This window comes from Vibrio thalassae, from assembly GCF_900089835.1.
Classification (GTDB): domain Bacteria; phylum Pseudomonadota; class Gammaproteobacteria; order Enterobacterales; family Vibrionaceae; genus Vibrio; species Vibrio thalassae.
This window is the reverse complement of sequence record NZ_OANU01000023.1, coordinates 103389-129223: the sequence shown is the minus strand read 5'-3', so window position 1 is coordinate 129223 and position 25835 is coordinate 103389. Positions and strand designations below refer to the sequence as shown.

Below are 25835 nucleotides of genomic sequence, written 5' to 3'. Positions count from 1 at the left end.
ACAATACATTGATTAGTCCGAAGAATTTACGCAAATGTAAATAAATTGTTACACGGCGGTGCAAGTTGGAGTCCGATGCAATCATTGTCAGTAAAATTCTCCGCACATAGGCTTAATGTAACGGATTTGTTAATGGTGACAAGATGACTAAGTACGTATCAAAGCCTATCGATGAGCTCGGTTTTGTGGCGTGGAGTAGCGAGGAAGATCAGATTTGGCATGACTTGGTTGTTCGGCAGCTCGACTTAGTCAAAGCGAGAGCGTGTAAGGAGTATTTGCGCGGTTTAGATTTGCTGGATCTGCCACTTGATCGTGTACCTCAGCTACCCGAAATCAATCGAGTATTACAGAGAGAAACGGGATGGCAAGTAGAACCGGTGCCTGCGCTGATTGATTTTGATCGATTCTTTGCGCTATTGGCCGATCGCAAATTTCCTGTTGCCACGTTTTTGCGTTCGAGAGAAGAGTTTGACTACTTGCAAGAGCCGGATTTCTTTCATGAGATATTTGGCCATTGTGCCATGCTAACCAATCCGAAGTTTGCCGAATTTACTCGAATCTACGGCAAGTTAGGCAGTGAAGCTGACGCTAAGCAGCGAGTATATCTAGCTCGACTGTACTGGTTTACGGTTGAGTTTGGTTTGCTGGAGCAAAACGGGCAAACCAAAATTTACGGTGGTGGAATCCTCTCCTCACCGGGAGAAACCCTCTATGCGTTAGATGATGAACGACCACTGCGCCAATCTTTCGACTTGGATACCGTGTTAAGAACTCCGTACCGTATCGATATCATGCAGCCAACCTACTTTGTGCTGGATGATATTGATCAACTTTACCAACTACGATCGGATGATCTCACCGAATACGTTAATCGAGCGATGAACGCTGGATTGTTGCCACCACTATTTGAACCAAAGGATAAGACCCATGCTTAATGAACTGCGCTGTGAAGCGTGTAGTAGCGATGCACTGGCATTAACGAAGGAAGAGCAGCAACAATTACTCTCAGAGTTGAGTGGTTGGAGCATCATAGAGAGAGATGGCATTCCTCAGTTGGAAAAACAGTTTACTTTCAAGAATTTTAAGCTGGCTTGGGCCTTTGCTAATAAGATTGCCGAGTTAGCAGAAGATGAGTTTCATCACCCCGCCATTCTGTTGGAGTGGGGGAAAGTCACTCTGACGTGGTGGAGTCACTCAATTAAAGGACTGCATAAAAACGATTTTATTTGCGCGGCTAAATGTGATTCGCTGTCGCACTCATAACTCCCTCCTATGAATCTAGTGTGGAGGGTATGCGGCGATGCATACCTTCTTGTTTTTATTGCTGCTCTTCACACAAACACAGAAAAAGATGAGGTTTCCTTACAGTTTCTCTAGCTGAAATTACGTACAATAATCAAAGCAGAAGAATAGAAATCAAGGGAAGCTATGTTCAAGCGCAGTATTAAATGGATTCTACCATTCGCGATATTAGGTGTGGCCGCGGGTGGCTTCATGCTAGTGGAGCAAACCGCTCCGGAAATTGACGACCAAAAACAAGTCGACACCATTCCTAGAGTTAAAACCCAAATCCTGCAAGCCGAAAACCATCAAGTACAAATCTCAAGTTTTGGTGAGGTTGTTCCCCTTGAGCGCACTGCGCTATCGACACAAGTTTCCGGTGAAGTCACCAGTTGGCATCCAAACTTTGTAGCTGGTGGGGTGGTAAAGCGTGGTGAAATTCTCTTCACCATCGAAAAAGATAATTATCAAGCAGCGGTACTGCAAGCCCAAGCCCAACTTGCTCAAGCGCAAGCGACGCTCATCGAAGAGCGTGCTAAAGCGAAAGTTGCCGAAAGGCAGGCAAAGAAAATTAAAGACACTCAAGTCTCTGATCTCTACCTGCGTATTCCCCAAGTGCTAAGTGCCGAGGCCAGCGTTAAATCGGCGCAGGCTGCGTTGCGTAGAGCCAATCGTGATCTTGCCAACTGCGAGGTTGAAGCGCCTTATGACGCGTTGGTGGTCTCTAGAAGTATCGGTGTTGGTCAGTATATTACCTCGGGGGCGCAAGTTGCAGAGTTGAACAATATCGAGTCGGCGGAAGTGATGGTGCCTATTGCCGGCTTTGACGCGCCGTTCTTACCAGACAATATTGTTGGAGTCAAAGCCGATGTTATCTCTAAGGGACGAACGAATTCGGTTCGAGATGGGGTGATTATGCGTGATCTAGGGGTGGTAGACAGCGCGACCAGAATGGCTAACCTGGTGATTCGAATTGACGATCCTTATGCGCTGAAAACGGATGCTAAACCACTACCTTTTGGTTCATATGTCGAAGTGGTTTTTAATGGTAAACAGATCCCTAACCTGTTTAAAGTGCCGCAGGAGTTGGTCACCGACGACCGAGTGTGGATTATCGATCAAGAAGACAAGCTCGTTCCTAAGACGGTCCATGTTTTGCGTGAAGAGCAGGCTAATTTCTACATTGATTCGGGTGTAAAAGATGGCGATGAGTTGGTATTAACCGTACCTGAATTTCCGCAAATTGGGATGTCGGTGGTACGATCAAATGACCGTTCAGAGGTGTTGGTAAACCAAGGAGCAGCCAGTGAGTAAGTCCACTCAGCGCGGCATTATCGCCCTTTTTGCCAACAACTCGGTCGCTGCCAACCTACTCATGGCCTTCATTTTGATTATGGGAACGGTGAGCTACTTTCTGATTCAGCGTCAGATGTTCCCAAACTTTGAAATCAACTATATCAGCGTTACCGCTTCTTACCCTGGGGTTTCTGCCCAAGAAATCGAAGAGACGATTCTTATCAAAGTGGAAGAGTCGCTCAAAGATGTGACTGAGATAAAAAAGGCGGTGACAGACGCTTACCGAGGTGGTGGTGTGGTGACCTTGGAGATTGACACTAAGGCCAATCTCATGAAAGTGCTGGATAAGGTAAAACAGCGGGTCGATGCGATAGCGAGTTTTCCCAAAGCGATGGAACCGATCAAGGTCACTCAGATTGAATTTAAGCAGGACGTTATCGGCATGGTTTTGTCGGGCAATACATCGTTATCTGAGTTAAAGACCATTGCTAAACAGGTAGAGAAAGAGCTGTTACAGCTGAGTGATGTTTCTCTCGTTGAAGTCAGTTCTCCACCCGATGAAATCGGTATTGAAGTTCACCCTGATGAGCTAAGAACGTACGACCTGACTCTTGATGATGTGGTCGCAGCGATTCAGAAGTACTCGGCTAACTTCTCTGCAGGGCAAGTGAGAACGAACACGGGTTTAGTGTCGATTCGTATCGAAAACCAATATTACAACGGCTTTGAGTTTCGACAGATACCCGTCAAAGTTGGCGCGAATGGCTCCAAGGTATTATTAGGTGATATTGCCAAAATCAAAGACGAGTTTACCGAAGGTCAACACTATTTTAAATTCTCGGGCGAGAATGGCATTTATTTAACGGTAAAGGCAACCAAAACTCAAAATATGGTGCCTGTTGCAGAGACGGTAAAACGCTTTATCGACGCAAGAAATCAGACGCTACCACACGGCATCAAACTTCATACTCTAATGGATATGACGTATTACTTGAATGCGCGTTTGGATATGATGCTTAAAAACCTGTTACAGGGGGCGGTACTGGTGGCGGTATTGCTGACCATCTTCTTACGATTCCGCTTAGCGATGTGGGTGATGGTGGGTTTACCTGTCTGTTTCTTGGGAGCCGTGATGCTGATGCCGCTGTTCGATGTCAGCATCAATATCATCACACTGTTCGCGTTTATCATGGTGCTCGGTATTGTGGTGGATGATGCCATCGTCATAGGAGAAAGCGTCTACACCGAGGTTGAGAAAGAAGGGGGAGGCGTCACTAATGTCGTGCGCGGAGCTCAGCGTGTCGCAACTCCGGCTACCTTCGGAGTGCTAACAACTATTGCCGTGTTTGTTCCGTTCTTATTCTCGACAGGGCCAGAGAAAGCGTTTTTCTATGGCCTCTCAATTGTTGTTATTTTCTGTTTGATTTTCAGCTTGATCGAGTCAAAGCTCATCCTGCCAGCCCATTTGTCTCATACCAAATTTACCCCAGTTAAAGAGAACAGTTATCGCGCCCGTTTCAATCGCTCATTTTTCCGCTTTGTTCATGGGCCATACAAGCGCACCGTGTCGTGGTGTGTGGAGTGGCGTTGGTCAGTGATGGCTGGCTTTATCGCCGTTTTGGTTATCAGTGCGGCAATGCTCACATCAGGTCACGTTCGTATGATCCCTAGCCCTAAAGTTCCGTCTGATTTCCCAATGATCAAAATTGAGATGAACAGTAATGCATCCGATGAACAAACGATTGATGCTTTGCTTACTCTTGAAAAAGTGGTGAGTGAGGTCGACAAGGAGATAGAGCAAGAGTACGGGCAGCCTGTTATTCGCGACATGATGACGATTAACACCAGTCGCACCGAGGGCATGATCATCCTTCCTCTTGTTGATGAAAAGGTGCGCCCGGTTGACGCGTTTGAGCTCTCTCGTCGTTGGCGTGAGAAAATGCCGACGATCGTTGGTTTGAAGTCTATTGTCATTAACGACAATGTGACTGGCGGCGAAGAGGGCGATGAGTTTGGTTATTTGCTGTATGGCCCTGATATGGAAGTGCTGAATGCCGCTGGGCGTGAGCTTATTTCAAAGCTTCAGCTTCAGACGGGGCTGTTTGATATCAGTTCTTCGATGGATACGGGCAGCCGCGAAGTGCAACTTTCGCTCAAACCTGTGGCTTACGATCTCGGGCTAGATTTAGCAAATGTAGCGTCACAAGTTGGCGGCAGCTTTTATGGTGGAGAAGCGCAGCGGGTACTTCGGAACACAGAAGAAGTAAGAGTCATGGTTCGCTACCCTAAACTGACGCGTGAAGCATTCTCGTCATTGCGCTATGCCTTGATTCACACCCCGTCAGGCAAAAAAGTGATGTTAGGCGATGTGGTCAACATCACCAGTAAGCCGGGCATCAATCAGATACGACGTGAGAACGGGTTTAGAACCGTTTATATCTATGGTTCTATTGACGAAGCGGTGATTGAGCCCGATAGAGCGGTTAAGAATATAGAAGACAATGTGCTTCCAGAACTGCGCACTCAATTCCCTGAAGTGAAAACCGAGCTAGGTGGCACTATTGAGGAGCAGCAAAAACAAAAAGCCGAGCAGATCGTGTTCTTTATCGCAGGGATGATAACGGTTTACATTCTATTGGCTTTGCCATTAAAGAGTTATGCTCAGCCGTTTATCATTATGTCTGTTATTCCGTTTAGCTTAACGGGAGCGATATGGGGACACTACTTCTACGGCCTTGATATGAGTATGATGTCCACATTTGGTTTGATTGCCGCAGCGGGGGTTGTCATTAATGACTCTTTGGTCATGACCGATTACGTCAACCAAATAAAATCGCGGTGTGATTGTGCCAAGCAAGCTGTGGTTGAAGCTGGCTGTGCAAGGTTTAGGGCGATTACGCTCACTTCTATCACCACATTCTTTGGGGTGTTACCTATTATGTTTGAGACCAGTCTTCAGGCTGCGTTCGTGAAGCCTATGGCAGTCGCTTTAGGCTTTGCTGTGATGTACGCCACGGTCGTGACACTTATCGCTGTACCTTGCTTGTATGTGATTATTGAAGATATAGGTAAGATTTTTGGCAAACTCAAACGAGTCTATTTTCCAGTAAAAGAAAACAAAAACAAACCTGCGATATGATTCGTACAGTGATGACGAGTTATTGGTGTATTGAATCAGTAGATAATCTTCCCTTTGTGCTAATACGCCAAAGGGACTAGGCGGCACGGTCTAATGATTGCCATGAGTTAATGAGCGTTGATATTGCTTAGGAGTCAGTCCATAAGTGTTTTTAAACAGTCGTATGTAGTGGGAAATATTGTCATACCCAGCTTCGTAGGCTGCGTCAGTAACGCTCAGCTTGCTAAGGTTTCGTTTAGAGGACTCTAGCCTAATTTGCGTAATGTATTGTTTCGGACTTAGCTTTGTGGCGGCTTTTATAGAAATGATATGGATTTTATAAAACTTAGCAATCAAAAGATATTTGTCATATAAATTAGTGACTTATGAGAATGAAAAGAAGTGCAAAGTAGGTGACTAAGCGACTCTGCACTTCGAGGGGGAGGCGGTAAGGTGATACCGCCGATTTTTCTCTGTTGAGGGTGATTCAACAAATTGAGAAAGGGTTTACATCACGAGTCCGTTATCATTGCGCTAAAGCGACTTTCATCTGTTCGGCGACTTTGTCGACCTTTCCTAGTCCTATGATGACTTGAATACCGTTCTTACCAACTGGAACAACACCTGCGGCACCAAGTTGTTTGAGTTTTTCTTTGTCTACAATGCCAGAGTCTTTTACTGATAGGCGTAGGCGAGTAATACAATTGTCTACTTCAGTAATATTGTCACTACCACCTAGGGCTTCAATATACTGGTGAGTTAAGCCTTCGATACCTTGATCACCGCCTACCGCTGTTTCTTGCTCTGGAGCCATGTCTTCACCACGACCTGGCGTTTTTAAGTTGAATTTCAAAATAGCGAAACGGAACACGCAGTAGTAAATGGCGAAGAAAACTAAGCCCTGCACAATAAGCATATACCACTGAACAGCAAGCGGGTTTTGACTAGACAGGACTAGGTCGACAAAACCAGCGGAGAAACCAAATCCTGCGATCCACTGCATACTTGCAGCAATATATAGTGAAATACCAGTCAGCACGGCGTGAAGTAAGTACAAACCTGGAGCTAGGAACATAAAGCTAAACTCTAGTGGCTCAGTAATTCCTGTAAAGAAAGAGGCCATCGCAGCAGCAAGCATGATAGAGAACACGGCTGATTTGTTCTTTTTATCTGCACAGTGGTAAATCGCCAACGCCGCCCCTGGTAGACCAAACATCATGATTGGGAAGAAGCCCGCTTGATACATGCCAGTCACACCAACCGTAGCCGTTCCGTTAGCAATAGACTGAGCACCGCCTAAGAAATTAGGAATGTCATTAATGCCAACGACATCAAACCAGAAAACAGGGTACAACGCGTGGTGCATGCCAACAGTTAGCATTAATCGGTTAAAGAAGCCAAACAGACCTGCGCCAATTGCCCCCATGGATTGAAGTTTAACGCCGAACACGATAAGAGCGTCATACACTACAGGCCAGACATAAAGCAGTACGAAGGCTAACAACATACCCGCAATAGAGGTCAGAATAGGAACGAGGCGCTTGCCACTGAAGAATGCTAATGCTTTAGGTAGCGTGACACCTGAGTAGCGATTGTAGATTTCAGCAGAAACGATACCGACAATAATACCAACAAACTGGTTAGAGATTTTGCCAAAGGCGGCAGGTACTTCGTCTGCACTAATGCCTTTTAATTGCTGAACCGTTTCTGGTGAAAGGAGAGTCGTCAGGACTAAAAAACAGATAAAACCAGATAACGCAGCGGAGCCATTCTTGTCTTTGCTTAGGCCAAATGCTACGCCGACGGCAAATAACACCGCCATATTGTCAATGATTGCACCGCCGGACTTAATTAAAAACGCAGCAAGGGTGCTGTCTGCACCCCACCCGGTTGGATCTAACCAATAGCCAACCCCCATTAAAATCGCTGCGGCAGGCAGAGTGGCCACGGGAACCATTAATGCCTTACCTACTTTTTGCATGTAGCCGAGTATGTTCATTCAAACCTCTTTGTGTTTATTACCCACTGAACTTTTGCCCTGTAGTGCTCGCAACCACAGGGAATTTATTCGCTTTCTGTGTGCTATTTGAAACTTATTTATCGGTGCGAACAAACTAATTTTCGGGTACTATGGATTAAAAATTTTAATAAGTTGAGGCGTGATATGGCGAATGAGCAAACCTTATTAAGAAACCTACATACCTTTCATGTGGCGGCGAAGTTGCTTAGTTTTACTCTTGCAGCAAAGGAATTACACTTGACTCAAGGTGCTGTGAGCCATCGAATTAAGGTACTTGAGAAGTCGTTAGGGTTTAATTTATTCACGCGAGGTACAAGGAAACTAGGGCTTACCGAGGAAGGAGAGCGGTTTCATCAAACGCTTTCAAAATCATTGCACTCTATTTTTGGTGAGATCGAAGAAATCAAATCGACGGACATGAGTGGAGAGATAACGATTGCTAGTTCCCCCAATTTCGCCTCTTCCTGGTTAGTGCCAAGACTCAAAGATTTTAATCAACGCTATCCTAACTTTAATGTAAATATTCTTGTCCATGAAGAGCAACAGAACTTCGAGAACGACCAAGTGGATATTGCGTTTTATTATGGCGATGAGAAGCCAAAGGACTGTTTTGTTAAACCTCTGTTTGGTGAGCGCTATGTTCCTATATGCTCGCCTGACTATGCTCAGCGATTTAAGCTTTTTGAGCGGGGCTTAGATGGACTAAGAGACGTTAATCTTATCCATGCACTAGGGTCAAATGTCTGGGAGCGTTGGATCAAATATCATGACTATGATCTGAATATTTTTAAGCATTTTTATTGCGTTGGTCACCGAGGATTGGATCTAACGGGCGCGTTGAACTCACTAGGCCTTGCGATGGGACGATATTACTTCGTCAAAGACTATATCGAGAGAGGAGAGTTGGTTTGTCCGTATCCTTCAATGAGTACAAGTCAAACCTACGATGTAGTGTGTATAAAGGGGCATGAAGAAAGACCAAAGCTCAGGACATTTATTCATTGGATCGATAGCCAACTGTAATGTTGGCTATCGGGGCAATGAGGCATTTAGAATGGGTGATCAACCATGATCCAGAAGTTAGTGCTTTCTGGCGACTTTGCGATATCGGCGCGCACCACAAGCCCAGCCATAAGTGCTCGCACTGAGGCTCCACCATCGTACTTAAGATCGGTGAGCAGTTCTTTGGCAGTGTAGGCAGAGCCCACACGACCGACCTCAACAAAGCCGACGAGCTGAATCCAATCCACTCTTAAGAAATTCAACCAAGAGATATCTTTGATAGGGTTGTAGGCCAAGGTATAGCGGTATTCTGCAGAGCCATAAATCACGGCTTTGTCATGGAAGCGATTATTGTCATAGCCCCGCATACGTGTGAAGCCACCTAATGTGGCGCCTTCATTGTAGGGCGCATTACCATTTATAGATTGCGTTCCATTAGCATTATCTGTCACTTCCCACGTTGGAGAGTAACCCGTCCAGAAGTTCATGGCGATGATTCGTTGTGATGCCCAATCTGACTTGCCGAGCGAAAAATATTTGCTCATATCAAGCTCATTAAATGACCATTGTTTTTTAGATTCGAACCAACCCCAATCGTGAGAAGTTGCAATGTATTGCCGACTGCCATAAGAAGGGTTAGGGGCAAAGTCGGTATTGTCGTAAAGAATGCCAAACTCCATAGCATGAATGGCACCGTCGACATCACCTTGTTGGAATTCAAAAGATTGGTAACGATTGAACTGACGAGCCACAAAGATGGTTGAACCGCTAGTCAAGGGATTCCATTCTTTACCGCCAGAAGGCTCTGAAATCAGTAGGCCATTGCGGATTTTATAGTCGACAAGTCCTTGGTCTTTTGTGGCGCCAATCGGTAACACGTACTCCATTTTGATATCAAACCAGTTGGAAGCGCCATCAGCTTCTAGGTAGTCCAGATTAGAAGAGTCGTTACTGCCAGGGCGTGGCGGGGTGTAGAAAGTGTTCCCTGAGGTGTAGGCGCGTTGCTTCGGATAGTACCCGAACATTCCATAGGCGCTCAAGAATACGCGCTCGGTCCCTGGAATCATATAGTTCCAGACACCCGCGGCTAATGCATAGCTAGTTTCACCGCCAAAGACAGTGCCACCGATCGTCATTTGGTCTTGGTGAATACCTTTAATCATGCCGCCAACACCGACATTCAGCCCCATGGTCTCGGTACTAAATAGATAAGGCAGAACCATAGACTCACGAATTCTGTCTGGCGTTTCTTGTCGGTCAATACGCGACTTGACGTTAGTTGGCGTCGCTCCTTGCGCTACCACTGCAGTGAGTGAGTACGATAAAGTAGCGATGACACTTATGATACTGCGATATGTCATACGAATTGGACTTCCTTGAGAACGTTTCATTATTAGAATGGATGGGCGCTGACTAGCTTAGCCTGATTTGGACCGTTACGGAACACTGAGTCGTTGACTTGTTGAATTATTAGTCATAATTTTGTAGCTAGAACTTTAAACAGCCATAATAAGTGATAATTGAGATGTCTAACACAATGAGGATATTTCTGACCTTTTCATTGGTTGGGTCCTTGGCGCTTAATGTGGCCTTTGGTCTACACTACGTAGGCGAATGGCTTGATCAACACTTTGATTTTCAGACCCCACCTTCGTTGAGCACCTCTGAGGGTGAACTGCAACACTTAGTGATAGGACAAAAGACACTCGATAATGAAGAAACAGTCTCGGTAAGCGGATTAGACGCCAGTAAATATAAGACTGAGTTTATAGAGGAGTCTATCCCCAACAATCGTTTTCAGGACCAATCCATTCACGAAACGACCTTATCGCTGATGAGTCAGAGGACAGAGGAAATGGATGAAACCCTGCTCAGAAAGCTATTAGTTTCGGTTCAAGAATTCTTGACTCTTCAACCTACCAATAACGACGCGCTACGGCTTGAGATACAAATTTATCTTGCCCTGAATGAGCGAGCTGATGCTATCCAACTCATGTTAAATCTGAGTGGCAAAGAGAAGCCGTATCCCTTTCTTTTAGAGACTATAAATGAGGAGCTTTCTTATCACTCGAAAAGCGGAAATTACCAAAGAACTATTGATTTGGGAAACCGCTGGTTAAACCAGCTATCTGATAACATTGATATTTATATTCACATCATTGAAGCGTACTTAGCCCTAAATAACACGATTGACGCCGACTTTTTGCTCAATCAGCTGACGCTAGAACAAAGCAAACACCCGACAATATTAGCACTGCGTGAAAGGCTCAAACAATCGTCTCAAGTGTCGCCAACTATTGAACAAATTCCCCTAGAAAAACGTGGTGAACATTATATCGTGACAGCATTCTTCGCTGATAAACCTTTGGAACTTATGATTGATACTGGGGCCACTATTAGTGCGTTAACAGAAGCTCAATTTGATATTCTCTTTGGTTCGGTAATTTTTCTAGAATACCGCGAAGTCAGCACGGCCAATGGGATGGCCGTTATCGATTTTTATCACAGCCCGACAATGCGCATCGGCTCCCAAACACATAGCCCCTTTGAATTCGGTGTAATGCGTTCAAAACGATCTGGACCTGGGTTACTGGGTATGAACTTTTTAAGCCACTATCAGTTTAAGATCGATCAAGTGACGCAACAGCTAATTTTACAACCAAAAGTGGAATGACCTAGATTTGCTGCATGCCTTGACTTATGATTTATCCCGGTAGGAAATGTCGTACCTTTGAAGGTAAAAAATGATAAGTATTGTGCTGACGCCTGTGACAGGGTGCTACAGCACAATAGCAATTTTTCTAGGGTGTCGTTTCGTTTACTATGGTGTCAAAAGTTCTAACGAGTACCATCAAATACCATTTGCGCTTTTAGGTAAGTTAGAGCGCCAACGATCGATGCGACCTGAGCATCGTTACACTCTTGTGAGGTGACTTTTGGACTATCTGGATAGACTTCAGTCGTGGTGGAGTATTCACAATCGGTCATGCCTGTGCAGAGGCTGAGCTTTTTCAGCGGGTAATTGATAACACCATGTTGCACTACTTCAGAGCCGATGATGTTGCCGTTTTGGTCTGGTGGGGCAATATGGGTGACTTTTTCTACGTGTTTGATGATCGCTGCCTGAAACTCTTCAGCAGGGTTCTCTGTATTACCAACAAGATAGAAACCGTCAGGAATGCTGTCTTCGATATAGTCGAGACCATCGCGAGCCGCTAATGCTGGACGAAACTCACTTTCATCGGTATCCGTTGTTTCATGTAAATCGATATGTGCCCACACCTTAGTATCTAACGACGCGACCATAGCCATTAGATTTGCCGACTCTTCTGCTGGTGAATCTTGATAAAAAGAGCGATTAGGGTCAACAGCATTCGGGTTCCAACGATTGATCGTTTCATAGCCCCAAGGACTGACACAGGGGGCAATCACTAAGTTAAACAGAGATTCATAGTCAGAGGCATTTTCTTTGGCGAATTGCAATGCACCGTGAACACCAGACGTCTCGTAGCCATGAACGCCTCCCGTCACAAGAATCGTCGGCTTTTGCGAATTCCAAGATTTAGTTTTTAACACGAATAGCGGGAATCGCTCGACATCGTAGGAAAGCGCACCATATTGCTCAACGTTAAACGTATCTTTTAACGCTTCAATCTTTGGCAGTACATCTTCACGGTATAGACGCTTAACGGAAGTTGATTCGCGCCATTGGGTAACATCTTCCGCAGTCCATTTTTGGCCTGGGGTACCGATAGGGTAGTGAAACGGGTTTTTCATGGTTTCCATTCTCGATATTGTTTGTGCTGCAAGGATAGCTTTGCAGGGTTTAACGTGCAATGAGCAGGATGTGAAGATTGTGACAAATCATTTTGGGACCGCTGTTCCAGCGGTCCAATAGATATTGTGTGATAGCGTCTAATCGTGGTTTGCTTGTTCAATCGCTGACATGAGTTTCTCGGAAATTAGAGCTTTTCGATTGGTGGTGAAATCAAACATGACGATCGTGGCTGTCCCCGTCGTGGTGACTTTGCCAATCTTCTTGCTGACCACTTGATATTCCATCTTAAAGCGGTCTTCTTGTACCTCAGTAATTCGAGAGCCGACAAGTAATGTATCGGGGTAGGTGACAGGCAGTTTATAGCGGCAATAGGTTTCCCCAAGTACTGGGCCTATATTCGTGACTGCCATGTCTTCCATTAGGTTAATGTGACTGAAGTAGTCGAGTCGCGCGGTTTCAAAGTATCGAAAATACACTGCGTTATTGACGTGATTAAGTGCATCCATTTCGCCCCAAGCGACAGGGATCTCCGTAACGACAGAGTAGTCCTTAAGCAACGATTCCATATTGTTATCCCTTATTGAGTTTTGCATTTACTCTATTTTTGAATTAACAATAATGCAACATTGACGGTGCGAAGTTGAGTACTCCGTTTGGGGGGTTATTCAATAGGTAGGGTTGAGAGGCATTTTCGGCACAAACACAGATCGGATTGTTCGATGGAAGACGTATCGCGCTTGTCCAGTTCAAAACACCAACAGGTATCGTGGCCCGCCGAGATGTCACAATAGGCGGCTTCTTCACATTTGGGGCAAATGTGTGTGGTTATAGAACCTGCTAATTGCTCCATTTTGTCATCGCGTTCTTCTTCTTCCATTAAACGCCATGCAGACAACTCGTCCATAGTACGAAAGCAACCAGAACAAATGCCACCTTCGCTTTTACAGGCGGCTTTACAAGGAGTGGCGATAGCAATAGTTTTAGTCATAGATTTAAATCAATAGGTTGCACAGTTTGTCTTAGAGCGCTAGAATTAAATGGTAATAATTATCATTTCCAAAAATAAATGACGACACTCTTTTTAATCATTGGCGTGATGTTTATTCTCGCCTTAGCTCGCAAGCTTGCATTCTCCAACATTGCGCTCGCTTTGTTAAGTGGATATTTAGTGTTGTGGCTCTATTTGGATAACTACACTCTAACGGCAATCTGTTTGCTTCTGTTTGCACTGTCACCGATTTTGGTGCGAGTAGAATGCCGCAATATTAGTTTTATCTTGTTCATTCAAGCTTTAATTTTGCCAGTTGCGATTCATTTTTGGATGACGTCGCTGCCCATTCGGTAATGTTCCCTAATCAATAAAAAAGGCTCCCATTGAGAATGGGAGCCTTGACGATAAGTACATCAGTAAAAATTACTTCACTTGCCAGTTGACCGTTTCACCGCCACGGATAGGTACAACAATGTCATTACCGAATGGCATGGTTTCTGGCACGTTCCATTCAGATTTCTCTAGCGTGATAGTATCTGTGTTACGTGGTAGTCCATAGAAGTCTGGGCCATTGTGGCTTGCGAATGCCTCTAAATTCTCTAGCTTGCCTTCTTGCTCGAATACTTCTGCGTATAACTCTATTGCTGCGTGAGCAGTGTATGAGCCAGCACAGCCACAAGCGGCTTCTTTTTTGCCTTTAGCGTGTGGTGCAGAGTCAGTACCTAAGAAGAACTTCTTACTTCCGCTAGTTGCCGCTTCTACTAATGCTTGTTGATGCGTACTGCGTTTTAGAATTGGTAGGCAGTAGAAGTGTGGCTTGATACCGCCAACAAGCATATGGTTGCGGTTATACATCAAATGGTGTGCGGTAATTGTTGCTGCTACGTTGTCGTTGGCATTTTTAACAAACTGAGCTGCATCGGCTGTCGTAATATGTTCAAGAACAACCTTAAGGTTAGGGAAGTCGTTAACGATTGGAGCCAGTACCGTATCGAGGAACTCTTTTTCACGGTCGAAGATGTCAACGTCGTGAGTAGTCACTTCACCGTGAACCAAAAGTAGCATTCCAACTTTTTCCATTGTCTCTAATACAGAGTAGATGTTCTTTGCTGAAGTCACGCCAGAATCTGAGTTCGTTGTTGCACCTGCTGGGTACAGTTTTGCCGCTACCACACCAGCCGATTTGGCTTTACGAATTTCTTCTTGAGAGGTGTTGTCGGTTAGGTACAGCGCCATTAGAGGCTCAAACTGCTCAGATGGTTTTTCGGCCATGATGCGCGCTTTATACGCAAGTGCCATTTCAGTGTCAGTGACAGGTGGGATAGTGTTAGGCATGATCAATGCGCGGCCGTTGTAGCGACTGATGTCACGAACGGTATCTTTAAGTACTTCGCCATCGCGAAGGTGAACGTGCCAGTCGTCAGGACGAGTGATAGTCAATGTAGTCATTTGGGGCTCCCACCAAGTTAGATTCTTCTTGAAACGGAGCCTAAACAGTCGCGAAAAATGTGAATGCAATCGCTTACGCTTAGGCGACAGGATGATAGAGGAAAACGACTGAGATTTCACTATGTTTCTGGGACAATGTGCAAAAAGACGTTACCATTAGATTCAGCAATGGACATCACTAGAAAAGGGCTCGGTCGTGGCAAAATCTACTCTGCTTTCCCAAATCAATATTTATCCAGTCAAGTCGGTTGGCGGTATTTCACTTCCCTCTTCGTGGGTTGAAAAACAAGGGCTTTGTTTTGATCGCCGTTTCATGGTGGCGTTAGCCGATGGCTCGATGGTGACCGCACGCAAGTACCCAAACATGGTTAAAGTCTCTTCTAGCTTGTTGCCGACAGGAATTATCTTCGCCTATCCGGGGCTCGCGCCTTTAAAGCTGCAATACAGTGCCTTTAAAATGCAGGACACAGCCGCAACGGTCTGGGCTGATAGTTTTTCGGCTTATACCACGACAGATGAAGCGGATGATTGGTTCAGTGAAGTATTAGATCAAAGGGTTGAGCTACTTTTTACCGGTGAGCAATCAAACCGCGTGAGACAAAAACTGGGGCATAATGTGAGTTTTGCTGATGGGTATCCTCTGCTCATCATTAGCTCGGGTTCATTAGCTGAGTTGAATAGACGCAGCAGTGAAGTGCATAGCATGGATCAGTTCAGAACCAATTTAGTGGTCGATTCGGACGAGCCATTTATTGAGGATTCGTGGAAACGAATTAAGATCGGTGAAGTCGAGTTTGAAGCAGTAAAGCCTTGTGAACGTTGCATCTTAACTACGGTTGATATCGAGAAAGCAGAGTTCAGACCGAGCAAAGAACCGCTAACGACCTTCTCTCGCTTCCGTGCCAACGAACGCGGTGGCGTATTCTTTGGGCAAAACCTAGTGGCAAAGAATGAGGGTATGATTCGCACTGGAGATGCGATCGAAGTACTGGAATATAAAGAGAAAGAGTACTACGAGGACTTAGATGCGAATAAGCAAGAGTTTGTTTGTGTCGAGCGAGAGCACGTTGCAAAAAACTTTGAGACATTTTGGCTGGAACCTCAAAAAGGCGCGATGCCAACGTACAAAGCCGGCCAGCACCTGCCTGTGGAACTGAATATCGATGGTAACACGGTGAATCGATTGTACACCTTGTCATCAAGTCCAAGTCGTCCTGGGCGCTTGGCGATATCGGTGAAGCGAGTGGATGGGGGAGAAGTATCAAATTGGCTGTTTGATCATTTCCAAGTGGGTGACACGTTAATTGCGGATAAACCTAATGGTTCGTTCCACATTGGTAACTCGGAACACGAGCCACTGTTATTACTGTCTGCTGGCAGTGGTGTCACACCGATGATGTCAATGCTGCGTGACCTTTGCGACCAAAACGATATGCGAGATGTGGTGTTCTATCATCAGTGTTCAACGTACGCCGACATCCCATTTGCAACAGAGCTGAAAAGCCTGGAGAAACAGCACCAAAATCTCACGGTGATATTGGCACTGACGCAACCTTCGGAGGATTGGCAGGGGTTAAAAGGACGCTTTAGTTTGTCCCATCTAAAACAAATTGCCGACCTTACTGAGAGACAAGTCTTCGTTTGTGGGCCTGACGGCTTTATGCAAAAAGCAAAAAATCTGATGCTAAAGAGAGGGCTGCCAGAAGATCGTTATCATCAGGAGGCTTTTGGCGTCGCGACTGCAACAGAGCTGACGTTAAAAACCGTCCAAATCAGCCTAGATGGAACGATATTTGAGGGTGACAATCAAAGAACGATTCTAGAGCAAGCAGAAAAAGCGGGTCTTTCAGTTGCTAACAGTTGTCGCGCTGGATTTTGTGGTGCGTGTAAGGTTACGCTGGAATCAGGAAAAGTTCATCAACCTGACGTGCTCGCTATTCAAGAGAGTGAAATTGCCGAAGGTAAGATTTTAGCTTGCTGTGCGGTTCCACAAACTGATGTGGATATTGTCAGTTAACTGCTGAAACGAGAGATTGTTTGGTGCCAGTGTCCAACTGGCACCGACTTTCTATGTATTGCCTACTTTGAAGCACTCACTATACGTTGATGCAACGAATCTTTTAGTACTGCTCTATTGTGTTTCAGTTGATGCATTTCGGTATCTTCGATAGGTGAACCGTTCAGTTCTAACACACGAATTTCTTTATCCAGTGCGTTGTAGTTTTTCGTGTCGGCAGCAAAGCCTTCATCGCTTGCCGCTAAGGCATGAATAACGTCTTGATGCTCTGGAAATTCCTTCAGAAGAGAGTGATCTTCGCCTAACATAGCAACCCCTTTTATTGGTGAACAATAGTTTTCGCTTGGGCATTCGCACAAGTGACTCTGGGCGCCAACGGCACTTGTGATCACTAGTGCTGTTATAACAATGGCACATCTTTAAGCTGATTAAAAGTTGAGCGATGGCAAGTTCTGATTTCAGAGAGGTAAATCACAGGGTTAAAAAAAGCCAGCAAATAATTGCTGGCTCTATGAAGGAAATCAACTTAGTCGTAGATCGTTGGGATTGGCTCGCGTTTATGTTGTGTTGCTTTATAAATGGCAACGAGGCGATCACTGACTTCTTGAGATACAGGCTTACCTTCGAGGAAATCGTCAATCTGATCATAAGTCAGGTTGAGCGCATCTTCGTCCGCTTTTTGTGGTGCGAGTTCTTCCAGATCTGCAGTCGGTGTTTTCTTAACGAGTTGCTCTGGCGCGCCAAGGGTATCTGCTACTTCACGAACTTGGCGTTTGCTCAGGCCAAATAACGGGGCAAGGTCACAAGCACCGTCACCAAATTTGGTGTAGAAACCAGTAATGTTTTCTGCCGAGTGGTCCGTACCTAGCACTAACCCTCCCACGTATCCCGCGATTTCATACTGAGCAACCATGCGAGCACGAGCTTTTACGTTACCTTTTACAAAGTCGACCTTTGCGCTGTCTTCTGGTAGTAGACCTGTGCCTTCTAGAGCTATATGTGAAGCGGCGTGCAAACCGTCAACGCCCGCTTTAATGTTTACAGACACAGAGTGTGTAGGCTCAATAAAAGACAAAGCGAGCTGTGCTTCATCTTCATCTTTTTGTTCACCATAAGGTAGGCGAACCGCGATAAATTGATAGTCATTAGAGCTGCTTTCGGCATTCAGTTCATTCACTGCAAGTTGAGCAAGACGACCACAAGTTGTTGAGTCAACACCACCACTGATACCCAGGACGATAGATTTACAGCCAGATTGCTGAAGTTTTGACTTGATAAAAGCAACGCGACGTTCAATCTCAAAGCGTGAATCAATAGACGGAAGCACGCGCATTTCGTCTCGAATTAGTTGTTCCATGTGGGATCCCTTTTCCTGCAAGCAAAAAATATTTTCTCGTATGATACCTACGAAAATCGCTGAAAAAAAGTTACAGTTAGGGTCAATCTATGCAGAGAGACGATTTATTGAGATACATATGACAAAAATAGCGATATTTGGTAGCGCTTTTAACCCACCAAGTTTTGGCCATAAGAGTGTTATTCAATCTCTCAATCATTTTGACAAAGTACTATTAATTCCTAGTATCTCTCATGCATGGGGAAAAAGTATGCTTGATTACAGCATACGTTGTCAGCTTGTAGACATGTTCATTTCCGATATTGGCCAAGAGAATGTGGAGCGTTCCAACATTGAAGAATCTCTCTACGAGCCAGGACAGTCAGTAACAACGTTTGCTGTTTTAGAAGCACTAGAAAAACGATACCCAGATGCAGAGTTGACCTTTGTCGTTGGACCTGACAATTTCTTCAGCTTTAATAAGTTCTATAGAGCACAAGACATTGTGGAAAGGTGGTCTATTCTTGCGTGTCCTGAGAAAGTAAAGATTCGCTCAACAACAATACGATATAGTTTGTCACAAGGTTTGAATGTAGATCACTTAACGACGCTTAGCGTTGCTCAACATTTGGTCGCACATAAGCTATATTGATAAAGACTATAACAAGGACGAAAAATAAAAATGAAAGCAAGATGGAGTGGTATCGCTTTAGTAGTAGTGATGAATAGTCCTCTCGCATTCGCATTTTGTGAGAGCAAAACGAACAAATCTGTTGTGTTAAAAGCGACGGAGGAAGAGACCTTCTGTTCGCTTATTTCTAAACCTTTCAACTATATTGGCAACCAAGTTATTACGCTTGGTGGTTTAATCGAAGAAGAAAAGCCACTCAATTCTCTGCAAGATTCTTATTGGGAGCAATGGCTTCTTACGCAAGAATCCGAACCTGTGCTAACAGGTAACATAGAAAATAGTTTTGTTGGTATTGGTTTATGGGTACCTGAGGAAATCGCTCGTCATAAAGACGAAATGTCGATGCAAGAATGGCTGATGGCACAAGGGCTTCATTTCGGCGTTGGCTTTGGTGAAAAAGGTAAAGAACCACGTTTACGCTTGGACTACCGTTGGCATCAAGACTACCAAGGCGATATGATGATGCAGGTGGAAGTGCCGTTTTAGCTAGATTTAGATAAGTAATGTGCTCTATTTATCAGCTCCCACGCTTACCTCGTAGAATATGAGTTACTCTGTAATCCTAACTAGGGTTCTCCCCTTCGGTTTAATGAAACCAAACTTTCTTCAGGCTTGGCATAACTCAAGCGATCAAGTCGTTGTGTGACATGGTAACTGTCTAACCCAGAAATGGTTACTAAGTCGATGCTTTCTAAATCAAGGTAACCGTCAGGCATAATGGCTTGTTCTGACATATGTATAGAAACCACTTCGCCTATGAGCATTTCTGTATTGTTACTTTTAATATGGATATGTTCTTTCAGAACCAAACCCATTTTCAAATTGCTATCAAGTACAAATGGAGCAGGAAAAGAAGGCTCGTAATAGGGAGTAAGGCCGACAGCAACAAACTCGGATATGTGCTTTGGATATCTTGCGGATGTTTGGTGTGCTTGCTGGAAGAAGCTGGCAGCAACGGCATTGATCGTGAAATGTTTAGTCTCGAGTATGTTTTCCAAGGTATGCCTGCGACTATTTCTTGGACGAACAACAAAGCCAAAGAGTGGTGGTTGGGAGCCAAGGTGAATGACAGAGCTTACGATAGCGAGATTTTCATTGCCTTGTTGGTCGCAAGTGCCGATCAAATTTGCGCTTTTGTATCCAGCTAACGAGTTGATAAGACGAGTTCGATACCTAGATTCCATGTTATCGATATCTTTCTTTGAAAAGGTGATATTTTTCATAATGCATTGGAGGCTTTCTGCCATTCCCTTCGATATTTTTACGTGCTAAAAGAGGCAGAATTTCAACGATAACTGTATTAATAAATGTCTCTTTCAAAGGTGATAAAACAGCTATCTTACGCGTCAAGTCGGTTGGTCGATCAACCGCGTTTCTTGTGACTTGATAACCGGACGTGACGTGACAGGATACGTTGTCCTTCTTCTTTGACATCAAGTCTTTTTCGCCATGTCCAGAGTCTCTCCCTTGCTGTCTTTGCATTGGATTCTATATCGATGATGGGGTTGAGGTAGGGTGTGGAAGAGTCGAGATCGTACATAATGGCTTCCATCGCTGTCATCTTCCAAGGCTCAAACAAAAGCGGCACAGGCACTTTAGACAACTCAGGCAGCCACTTGAGAATAAACTTACCCTCAGAGTCGTGCTCTTGAGCTTGTTTCGTGGGGTTGTAGATACGGATCGTATTTATCCCTGTGATGCCGGCCTGCATTTGAAACTGTGGGTAGTGAATACCGGGCTCGAAGTCCAGAAAAAGCTGTGCTAAGTGTGTGACACCTGCACGCCAATCTATATTTAGGTGATGGGTTAGAAAGCTGACTAGCATGGCGCGCATTCGAAAGTTGAGATACCCTGTCCGGTGCAAGCAGCGCATACTAGCATCGACTAACGGTATGCCTGTTTTACCTTGTTTCCAGGCCTCTAACAGCAGTAGATCTCTACTGCTGTTGTGTTCCAGCAATGGCTCATAGGCTTTGTTTAGGCAACGAAACTCCATCTGACACTCCGACTCAAATTTCTGCATAAAATGACAGTGCCAATGTAAACGAGAAGACAGAGCGACTAGACTGCGACGAAAACCAGTAACGTGCCAATGCTGTAATAGGCTTTGGTAAACTTGTCGAAGTGAGATGTTGCCCCACGCAAGATAGGGAGAGAGGCGTGTGCACGCCACCCGAGACGCTGTAGGGCTAGATAAGGAGCGATAGTATTCACGACCACGTTGTTGGAAGAAATCATGTAGCGTCTTCCAAGCTAGCGAACTACCGCCAGTCTGCATACCTTTAAGTTTCGATTGCCAGTTTAGTGGTGGAGAAAAAGCATGATTAAGATTAACCGTGTCGAGAGTGGTAAGTGCCTTGTTATGGAGTTGGATATCTAAAATAGGCTCTCTCATCACTTTGTTCCAATGTTTATCCCAGTGAGTTCTGTTGGCCGCTCCTCGTATTACCGCACCAAAGTCGTATTCGTGCCACGGTATATTGTGTTTTTGAAACCAAGTGGCTATGTCTTTATCTCGTTCAAAAGTGCAGTTCAGGCCAATCTCCTGATGAGAAAACACGGCATTAATCTGGAAATGGTTGCTTATAGAGCGAAAGCACTCTAAGGCGTCACCGTGCATGATAGTGACATTGTGAGAGAGAGGGGCAAGCGTAGCGTTCATATCGGTGAGGGACTGCCAGACGAAACGCCAGTGTCGTTCAGAGTAATGAGGATTATCAAGCAACATAGGTTCAAAAACGTACAGAAGTACGGTCGGGAACTTAGACAATAAGGCTTGTTGTAAGGGTTGGTGATCGGTTAAGCGCAAATCACGCTTAAGCCATACAATATCAATGGTTTGCATTATTAACCTCTTTGGTGTCCTGACTCATATCTACGTAAAGCGAGTACATATTTCTCAGAAGACCAATGGATTAATTCTAATAACGCTATTGAGGCGTCCAATAACAGCTTTATTACTATGTTTGAAGTAAGATCTTTATCTAGCTTAGTGCTAATCACCTAGGACGGTTATATAACTTCTTTAATAGTCAATAGTATTGAATAGTTGTTTGTTATGAGAGGTGTCGTCTCTGATGATAGTCGTTCAACCAGAGACGCCGAGTAAAGTAGTAGGAAAAGCTAGAAATAGGAGGGTGTACTCTGCGGTCAATTAACTGAGCTCAGTGTTGCCCAATAAGCTTTGAGACAGTAATTGAAGTTGCTCTTTATTTCCTGCAAAAAGATTGTCGCAGATAGCCTCTAATTTGATCCCAGATAGTCTTTGCTTTCGAGCTTCCCTTATGAGCAGCGCGAGTGCGAGTTCGCCAGAAATCGTCTCACTGTACGGTTTCCATTGACTTACCGCTAAGCATTCTTGAGTTTGTGAGAGCTTTGGAGAAAGCTTCGTCACATCACGACGAATGACTTGAAGCAAGTCCTTGGTGATATCAACACGACTTTCAATAAGAAGCCTATCTAAGAGCGCGGAAGTCAGCGGGCTTATGTTGACCTTACCAGCTTGCTTGGGAAAAGCATCCGTTAACCGGACAGAGAATTTCACTGCACTCACCTGACTCGTTGGCAAGATGGTTAAACTCATCAGACAATCCAACGGTAACCAGAATGCGTCACCGGTACTATAGACGTATTCGTTTTTACCAAGCTTTAACAACACCTTGCCACTTTCAACTCGGAACAGCTGATTATGTAGGGTGTGTTTACGAGGTGTAATGGTCAGCAAATCGTAGCTGATGGATTGAAAGTCAATGGCGTGATTCATGATGATCTTAAGTAGTTAATCTGCGCGTAGGTTACCGTGAGTGAATCCCAAATCCAACCAAAGATCGCACTTTTATGTGCGCTGTGCTGAACAATCATGCAAAAGTGTGGTCTGACCTTAACAAAAATAGACTTAAGTTAGCTGCGGTCTTTAGACACTAAGCGTAGAATAGTGCAGCTTTTAATTTGATGTAACAAACATGACTATAGAAAACGACCCGTATATTGATATTCGTCCGTACAATGACGAAGAGATTCCTGCTGCGATTGATCGTTTGATTAATGACGCAGAATTTATAGATGCAATTTTGCAACATCGCTTTTCAAGTCACGCTGCTTGGTTCAAGGCTTTAATGAGCCCGATGGTTAAAGTCTACTTGAAGTTTAAGTGGGCGAAACTGGATAGTGTTGAAGCGATTCAGCTTGAGGTGAAAAAGTACCTAGAGCAGACTTTGAATAGCACCACCAAAGGCGTGGTTTACAAAGGCCTCGATAAACTCGATAAGAATACCTCATACCTATTTGTTTCTAATCACCGTGACATCGCCATGGACCCTGCTTTGGTCAATTATGGTCTTCACGAGGGGAACCATAGAACGGTTCGTATTGCCATTGGTGATAACCTACTGAAAAAGCCCTGTGCCACAGAGTTGATGCGTCTAAATAAGAGTTTTATTGTTAAGCGCTCTGTAAAAGGCCCACGTGAAATGATGAAAGCGTTAGGAACGCTGTCTTCATACATCAAACATTCATTGGACACAGGTAATTCCATTTGGATCGCCCAAAAAGAAGGTCGCGCAAAAGATGGTAATGACTATACCGATCCAGCGATTCTTAAGATGTTCCATGTTGAAGGACGCAAACAGAAAATCCCTTTTTCTGAGTACATCCGCTCTTTGAAGATTGTCCCTGTTTCAATTTCTTATGAAAACGATCCGTGCGACATAGCGAAAGCTAAAGAGCTCTATGAAAAAGCGACGCATGGCAATTATCAGAAAGGTGAGTTTGAAGATATCGAGAGCATTGTCCAAGGGATTATTGGTCGAAAGGATAGTGTACATGTCGTGTTCGGCAGCGTGATCGACCAAGATTTTGAAACACCAGAAGCCCTTGCTGAAGAGATCGATCGCCAGATACATGAGAACTATACGCTCTTCCCAATCAATAAGTTAGCGGCAGGTTTGGAAGATGAGTTTATTACTGGTACGACTCGAGCGATGTTACAAAACAAACTGGATTCGCTGCCAGAGGGAGCTCACCAGTTCTTAATTGATAGTTACGCAAATCCGGTAAAAAATATCATCAAAGAACGCGAGAAACTTTCGGCTTAGTAGCGGCAACTTTGCAGGTTCGAAACCATAAAAACTAGTCTTAAGTGACTGGTTTTTTTGGATATGAAAAGGGACATTGATTCCTAATTTCTTGAGTATCTTGAGTATCTTGAGTATATGGTTAATATCGGGAACCTATTCCAGCCAAAATTGATGGTGATGGACGTCGTTTTATGTCCATTAACGGTTGTATGGAAGTCTTGCGAAAAAATACGCTACCCATTCGCTAAAATCGCGATGAGTTGGTTGTGATCGAGAGTCCTTTTAGCTGAAGATGTATTGGTGACAGTGACAACAGCCCAACCTTCTCCCTCGTCGCTGCTCATCAATATAAAGTTATTGATGGAAAAGTCACTACGGTTGGGTTGGATGTTATTGTCATTGGGAAAGGCCAAGTCTGAGTAATGGATAGCGGGTTGGTCGATATTTAGTGTTTCAAACCCCATTGACTTTACAGGTAAGGCTAAGGTGAACATTGATAGTAGAACTAGCGCTCGATACATAGGAGTCATCTCGTTTAGCGGTACAGGTTATTTTTATCGGGTGAATACGGCCTATTATGTATAGAGACTGGCTGCGCCTTCCGGGCGAGTTTTAAAGCGTTTGTGAAGCCACATCCAAGCAGGAATGTCACGTTTGATCATGACTTCTAACTCTTTATTTAAAACCTTGGCCGTGGTTTCAGGATCGCGTCTTGGGATTTGTGGGCTCAAATCCTTGCCAATATGCAACGTATAATGATTATCTTCCAATACCGTCACGCCAGAGATGACGGCGCAATTTGTCGCATCAATTAGAACGCTCGGGCCAGCGGTTACGGCAGCGTGCTGAACAGCAAAAAACGGCGCAAAAACAGAGTTGTGATGACCATAATCGTGGTCTGGTAAATACCACAGTCGATATCCTTTTTTAAGAACTCTAAGCATGGTTCTTACGTCTGTCCTGTCAATCATTTGATGACCACTTCGTGTACGGCCTCGGTGTTGAATAAATTCGTAAACCAGATTTGAATGAGGTCGATAAACGCCAAAACCCTGAGCAAACTGACCGAATATTGAAGCGGTCATTTCTAGATTTAGGTGATGACTGCACACGACCAAGGTACCTCGCCCTGCATCTTCCTGTTGTAAAAGGGTTTCTCGGTCAACGACTGAAGAGATTCTGCGCAAGCGCCAATCAGGCCAAAACCAAGCCATACCGGTTTCAAACAGTGCCATGCCAGTACGTTTAAATGTGTTTCTCAGTATTAGATCACGTTGTTGAGGGGTGTAATTTGGAAAGCAAAGTGCCAGGTTTTGCGCAGCAACGTGGGATCTTTTCTTGAGTATTTTCTTCGCCAATAATCCAGTGCCCGTCCCTAAGACACGCAATAAAGGGTAGGGAAGCACGTTTACGATAACAGCGAGCAAGCCAAAAGCGCACCAGATCCCCCAGTACTTAGGAGCAAGCATTCGCATCGAAAACTGTGGTCTTTTTACAATATTCATAGTTAGAGTTTCGCGTTGAATTGCCAATAATCCCTATTGGTAATTTGGGCAATTTAGAATGAATAAAAATCGAGCCGTTCCGTCTAGAAGCTCACTCGAAGAAGGGGTGCTAGCCGTCAGTATTGCGATTTACTATGTAAGCAAGCATTCAATAGACGTTAATGATTAGTCGTCATCTGAGATGTTCATACTGGTCGGTTATTGGATTATAAAGATCTATTGATTGACTTGATGTCACGTAACGTAGTGATTTGTCGGAGGTTGTCTATAATCAAA

25 protein-coding genes are annotated in these 25835 nt (G+C 44.6%); 11 read left to right on the top strand and 14 right to left on the bottom strand.

Annotated elements, in window-relative coordinates; all coding sequences use genetic code 11:
• Positions 1–143 precede the first annotated feature (143 nt).
• The 4 genes from phhA (at position 144) to VTH8203_RS09655 (ending at position 5716) form a co-directional block, all read left to right on the top strand.
• A complete protein-coding gene (phhA, locus tag VTH8203_RS09670) occupies positions 144–935 on the top strand; it encodes a phenylalanine 4-monooxygenase (protein WP_096993485.1) in 792 nt (263 codons plus the stop codon).
• A complete protein-coding gene (locus VTH8203_RS09665) occupies positions 928–1263 on the top strand; it encodes a 4a-hydroxytetrahydrobiopterin dehydratase (protein ID WP_096993484.1) in 336 nt (111 codons plus the stop codon). The genes phhA and VTH8203_RS09665 overlap by 8 nt, the downstream gene beginning before the upstream one ends.
• Positions 1264–1428: 165 nt before the next feature.
• A complete protein-coding gene (locus tag VTH8203_RS09660; protein WP_096993483.1) occupies positions 1429–2595 on the top strand; it encodes an efflux RND transporter periplasmic adaptor subunit in 1167 nt (388 codons plus the stop codon).
• Positions 2588–5716, top strand: coding sequence for an efflux RND transporter permease subunit (locus tag VTH8203_RS09655; RefSeq protein WP_096993482.1), 3129 nt, complete (start codon positions 2588–2590; stop codon positions 5714–5716). Before VTH8203_RS09660 ends, VTH8203_RS09655 begins: the two co-directional genes overlap by 8 nt.
• A gap of 90 nt (positions 5717–5806) precedes the next feature.
• Here the strand turns inward: VTH8203_RS09655 and VTH8203_RS09650 are convergent, their stop codons facing one another.
• Both VTH8203_RS09650 and nagE read right to left on the bottom strand, forming a co-directional pair.
• Positions 5807–6052, bottom strand: a complete 246-nt coding sequence (locus VTH8203_RS09650; RefSeq protein ID WP_244181182.1) for a helix-turn-helix domain-containing protein — start codon at positions 6050–6052, stop codon at positions 5807–5809.
• 169 nt (positions 6053–6221) lie between these two features.
• Positions 6222–7694: an N-acetylglucosamine-specific PTS transporter subunit IIBC gene (gene nagE, locus VTH8203_RS09645; RefSeq protein ID WP_096993481.1), complete on the bottom strand. Its 1473-nt coding sequence runs from the start codon at positions 7692–7694 to the stop codon at positions 6222–6224.
• Between the two features lie 165 nt (positions 7695–7859).
• On the opposite strand from nagE, the gene VTH8203_RS09640 reads away from it, so the two are divergent.
• Positions 7860–8738, top strand: a complete 879-nt coding sequence (locus tag VTH8203_RS09640; RefSeq protein WP_096993480.1) for a LysR substrate-binding domain-containing protein — start codon at positions 7860–7862, stop codon at positions 8736–8738.
• A gap of 26 nt (positions 8739–8764) precedes the next feature.
• Here VTH8203_RS09640 and VTH8203_RS09635 read toward each other — a convergent pair whose 3' ends face one another.
• Entirely contained in the window at positions 8765–10078 is a 1314-nt protein-coding gene (locus tag VTH8203_RS09635; protein WP_208617733.1) for a BamA/TamA family outer membrane protein, read from the bottom strand.
• Between the two features lie 494 nt (positions 10079–10572).
• On the opposite strand from VTH8203_RS09635, the gene VTH8203_RS09630 reads away from it, so the two are divergent.
• A complete protein-coding gene (locus VTH8203_RS09630) occupies positions 10573–11391 on the top strand; it encodes a retropepsin-like aspartic protease (protein ID WP_208617732.1) in 819 nt (272 codons plus the stop codon).
• 164 nt (positions 11392–11555) lie between these two features.
• Here the strand turns inward: VTH8203_RS09630 and VTH8203_RS09625 are convergent, their stop codons facing one another.
• The 3 genes from VTH8203_RS09625 to VTH8203_RS09615 form a co-directional block, all read right to left on the bottom strand.
• Entirely contained in the window at positions 11556–12494 is a 939-nt protein-coding gene (locus VTH8203_RS09625) for a M14 family metallopeptidase (protein WP_096993478.1), read from the bottom strand.
• A gap of 138 nt (positions 12495–12632) precedes the next feature.
• Positions 12633–13061 (bottom strand): acyl-CoA thioesterase, encoded by a 429-nt coding sequence (locus VTH8203_RS09620; protein WP_096993477.1) that lies wholly within the window; start codon positions 13059–13061, stop codon positions 12633–12635.
• A gap of 95 nt (positions 13062–13156) precedes the next feature.
• On the bottom strand, positions 13157–13465 hold the full coding sequence (locus tag VTH8203_RS09615) for a DUF1289 domain-containing protein (protein WP_096993544.1): 309 nt from the start codon (positions 13463–13465) through the stop codon (positions 13157–13159).
• Between the two features lie 96 nt (positions 13466–13561).
• Between VTH8203_RS09615 and VTH8203_RS09610 the strand changes: the two genes are divergently transcribed.
• On the top strand, positions 13562–13840 hold the full coding sequence (locus tag VTH8203_RS09610) for a hypothetical protein (RefSeq protein WP_096993476.1): 279 nt from the start codon (positions 13562–13564) through the stop codon (positions 13838–13840).
• Between the two features lie 69 nt (positions 13841–13909).
• On the opposite strand, the gene pyrC is transcribed toward VTH8203_RS09610, so the two are convergent.
• The gene (gene pyrC / locus VTH8203_RS09605; RefSeq protein ID WP_096993475.1) at positions 13910–14935 is read right to left on the bottom strand and encodes a dihydroorotase; all 1026 of its coding nucleotides are present in this window, start codon (positions 14933–14935) and stop codon (positions 13910–13912) included.
• 196 nt (positions 14936–15131) lie between these two features.
• Here pyrC and VTH8203_RS09600 point away from each other — a divergent pair, with 196 nt between their 5' ends.
• The gene (locus VTH8203_RS09600) at positions 15132–16952 is read left to right on the top strand and encodes a hybrid-cluster NAD(P)-dependent oxidoreductase (protein ID WP_096993474.1); all 1821 of its coding nucleotides are present in this window, start codon (positions 15132–15134) and stop codon (positions 16950–16952) included.
• 62 nt (positions 16953–17014) lie between these two features.
• Here the strand turns inward: VTH8203_RS09600 and VTH8203_RS09595 are convergent, their stop codons facing one another.
• Together VTH8203_RS09595 and nadE are read right to left on the bottom strand one after the other, a co-directional pair.
• Positions 17015–17260 (bottom strand): HP1242/YdcH family protein, encoded by a 246-nt coding sequence (locus VTH8203_RS09595; protein ID WP_006070919.1) that lies wholly within the window; start codon positions 17258–17260, stop codon positions 17015–17017.
• Between the two features lie 218 nt (positions 17261–17478).
• On the bottom strand, positions 17479–18309 hold the full coding sequence (gene nadE / locus VTH8203_RS09590) for an NAD(+) synthase (RefSeq protein ID WP_096993473.1): 831 nt from the start codon (positions 18307–18309) through the stop codon (positions 17479–17481).
• A gap of 118 nt (positions 18310–18427) precedes the next feature.
• On the opposite strand from nadE, the gene VTH8203_RS09585 reads away from it, so the two are divergent.
• The gene (locus tag VTH8203_RS09585) at positions 18428–18940 is read left to right on the top strand and encodes a nicotinate-nicotinamide nucleotide adenylyltransferase (RefSeq protein ID WP_096993472.1); all 513 of its coding nucleotides are present in this window, start codon (positions 18428–18430) and stop codon (positions 18938–18940) included.
• A gap of 30 nt (positions 18941–18970) precedes the next feature.
• A complete protein-coding gene (locus tag VTH8203_RS09580) occupies positions 18971–19465 on the top strand; it encodes a hypothetical protein (RefSeq protein ID WP_096993471.1) in 495 nt (164 codons plus the stop codon).
• An 80-nt stretch (positions 19466–19545) separates the two neighbouring features.
• On the opposite strand, the gene VTH8203_RS09575 is transcribed toward VTH8203_RS09580, so the two are convergent.
• The 3 genes from VTH8203_RS09575 to VTH8203_RS09565 all read right to left on the bottom strand — a co-directional run bounded on the left by VTH8203_RS09575 (position 19546) and on the right by VTH8203_RS09565 (position 22742).
• Positions 19546–20202: a flavin reductase family protein gene (locus VTH8203_RS09575; RefSeq protein WP_096993470.1), complete on the bottom strand. Its 657-nt coding sequence runs from the start codon at positions 20200–20202 to the stop codon at positions 19546–19548.
• Positions 20203–20342: 140 nt separating this feature from the next.
• Entirely contained in the window at positions 20343–21824 is a 1482-nt protein-coding gene (locus VTH8203_RS09570; protein WP_096993469.1) for a cryptochrome/deoxyribodipyrimidine photo-lyase family protein, read from the bottom strand.
• A gap of 309 nt (positions 21825–22133) precedes the next feature.
• Entirely contained in the window at positions 22134–22742 is a 609-nt protein-coding gene (locus VTH8203_RS09565) for an AraC family transcriptional regulator (protein WP_096993468.1), read from the bottom strand.
• A 199-nt stretch (positions 22743–22941) separates the two neighbouring features.
• Between VTH8203_RS09565 and VTH8203_RS09560 the strand changes: the two genes are divergently transcribed.
• On the top strand, positions 22942–24072 hold the full coding sequence (locus VTH8203_RS09560) for a 1-acyl-sn-glycerol-3-phosphate acyltransferase (RefSeq protein WP_096993467.1): 1131 nt from the start codon (positions 22942–22944) through the stop codon (positions 24070–24072).
• Positions 24073–24287: 215 nt separating this feature from the next.
• Here the strand turns inward: VTH8203_RS09560 and VTH8203_RS24865 are convergent, their stop codons facing one another.
• Both VTH8203_RS24865 and lpxL read right to left on the bottom strand, forming a co-directional pair.
• The gene (locus VTH8203_RS24865) at positions 24288–24575 is read right to left on the bottom strand and encodes a hypothetical protein (protein ID WP_208617731.1); all 288 of its coding nucleotides are present in this window, start codon (positions 24573–24575) and stop codon (positions 24288–24290) included.
• A gap of 54 nt (positions 24576–24629) precedes the next feature.
• Positions 24630–25559 (bottom strand): LpxL/LpxP family Kdo(2)-lipid IV(A) lauroyl/palmitoleoyl acyltransferase, encoded by a 930-nt coding sequence (gene lpxL, locus VTH8203_RS09550; protein ID WP_096993466.1) that lies wholly within the window; start codon positions 25557–25559, stop codon positions 24630–24632.
• Positions 25560–25835 lie beyond the last annotated feature (276 nt).

Bases quoted from the DNA above. Each gene is read 5' to 3' on its own strand.
- VTH8203_RS09620 (WP_096993477.1), bottom strand. From the start codon at position 13,061: ATGGAATCGTTGCTTAAGGACTACTCTGTCGTTACGGAGATCCCTGTC.
- VTH8203_RS09665 (WP_096993484.1), top strand. From the start codon at position 928: ATGCTTAATGAACTGCGCTGTGAAGCGTGTAGTAGCGATGCACTGGCA.
- VTH8203_RS09570 (WP_096993469.1), bottom strand. From the start codon at position 21,824: ATGCAAACCATTGATATTGTATGGCTTAAGCGTGATTTGCGCTTAACC.
- nadE (WP_096993473.1), bottom strand. From the start codon at position 18,309: ATGGAACAACTAATTCGAGACGAAATGCGCGTGCTTCCGTCTATTGAT.
- nagE (WP_096993481.1), bottom strand. From the start codon at position 7,694: ATGAACATACTCGGCTACATGCAAAAAGTAGGTAAGGCATTAATGGTT.
- lpxL (WP_096993466.1), bottom strand. From the start codon at position 25,559: ATGAATATTGTAAAAAGACCACAGTTTTCGATGCGAATGCTTGCTCCT.
- VTH8203_RS09630 (WP_208617732.1), top strand. From the start codon at position 10,573: ATGGATGAAACCCTGCTCAGAAAGCTATTAGTTTCGGTTCAAGAATTC.
- VTH8203_RS09560 (WP_096993467.1), top strand. From the start codon at position 22,942: ATGACTATAGAAAACGACCCGTATATTGATATTCGTCCGTACAATGAC.
- VTH8203_RS09595 (WP_006070919.1), bottom strand. From the start codon at position 17,260: ATGTTAGGCGAAGATCACTCTCTTCTGAAGGAATTTCCAGAGCATCAA.
- VTH8203_RS09575 (WP_096993470.1), bottom strand. From the start codon at position 20,202: ATGAAAAATATCACCTTTTCAAAGAAAGATATCGATAACATGGAATCT.
- VTH8203_RS09565 (WP_096993468.1), bottom strand. From the start codon at position 22,742: ATGAATCACGCCATTGACTTTCAATCCATCAGCTACGATTTGCTGACC.
- VTH8203_RS24865 (WP_208617731.1), bottom strand. From the start codon at position 24,575: ATGTATCGAGCGCTAGTTCTACTATCAATGTTCACCTTAGCCTTACCT.
- VTH8203_RS09580 (WP_096993471.1), top strand. From the start codon at position 18,971: ATGAAAGCAAGATGGAGTGGTATCGCTTTAGTAGTAGTGATGAATAGT.
- VTH8203_RS09660 (WP_096993483.1), top strand. From the start codon at position 1,429: ATGTTCAAGCGCAGTATTAAATGGATTCTACCATTCGCGATATTAGGT.
- VTH8203_RS09640 (WP_096993480.1), top strand. From the start codon at position 7,860: ATGGCGAATGAGCAAACCTTATTAAGAAACCTACATACCTTTCATGTG.
- VTH8203_RS09585 (WP_096993472.1), top strand. From the start codon at position 18,428: ATGACAAAAATAGCGATATTTGGTAGCGCTTTTAACCCACCAAGTTTT.
- VTH8203_RS09635 (WP_208617733.1), bottom strand. From the start codon at position 10,078: ATGACATATCGCAGTATCATAAGTGTCATCGCTACTTTATCGTACTCA.
- VTH8203_RS09625 (WP_096993478.1), bottom strand. From the start codon at position 12,494: ATGAAAAACCCGTTTCACTACCCTATCGGTACCCCAGGCCAAAAATGG.
- VTH8203_RS09610 (WP_096993476.1), top strand. From the start codon at position 13,562: ATGACGACACTCTTTTTAATCATTGGCGTGATGTTTATTCTCGCCTTA.
- pyrC (WP_096993475.1), bottom strand. From the start codon at position 14,935: ATGACTACATTGACTATCACTCGTCCTGACGACTGGCACGTTCACCTT.
- phhA (WP_096993485.1), top strand. From the start codon at position 144: ATGACTAAGTACGTATCAAAGCCTATCGATGAGCTCGGTTTTGTGGCG.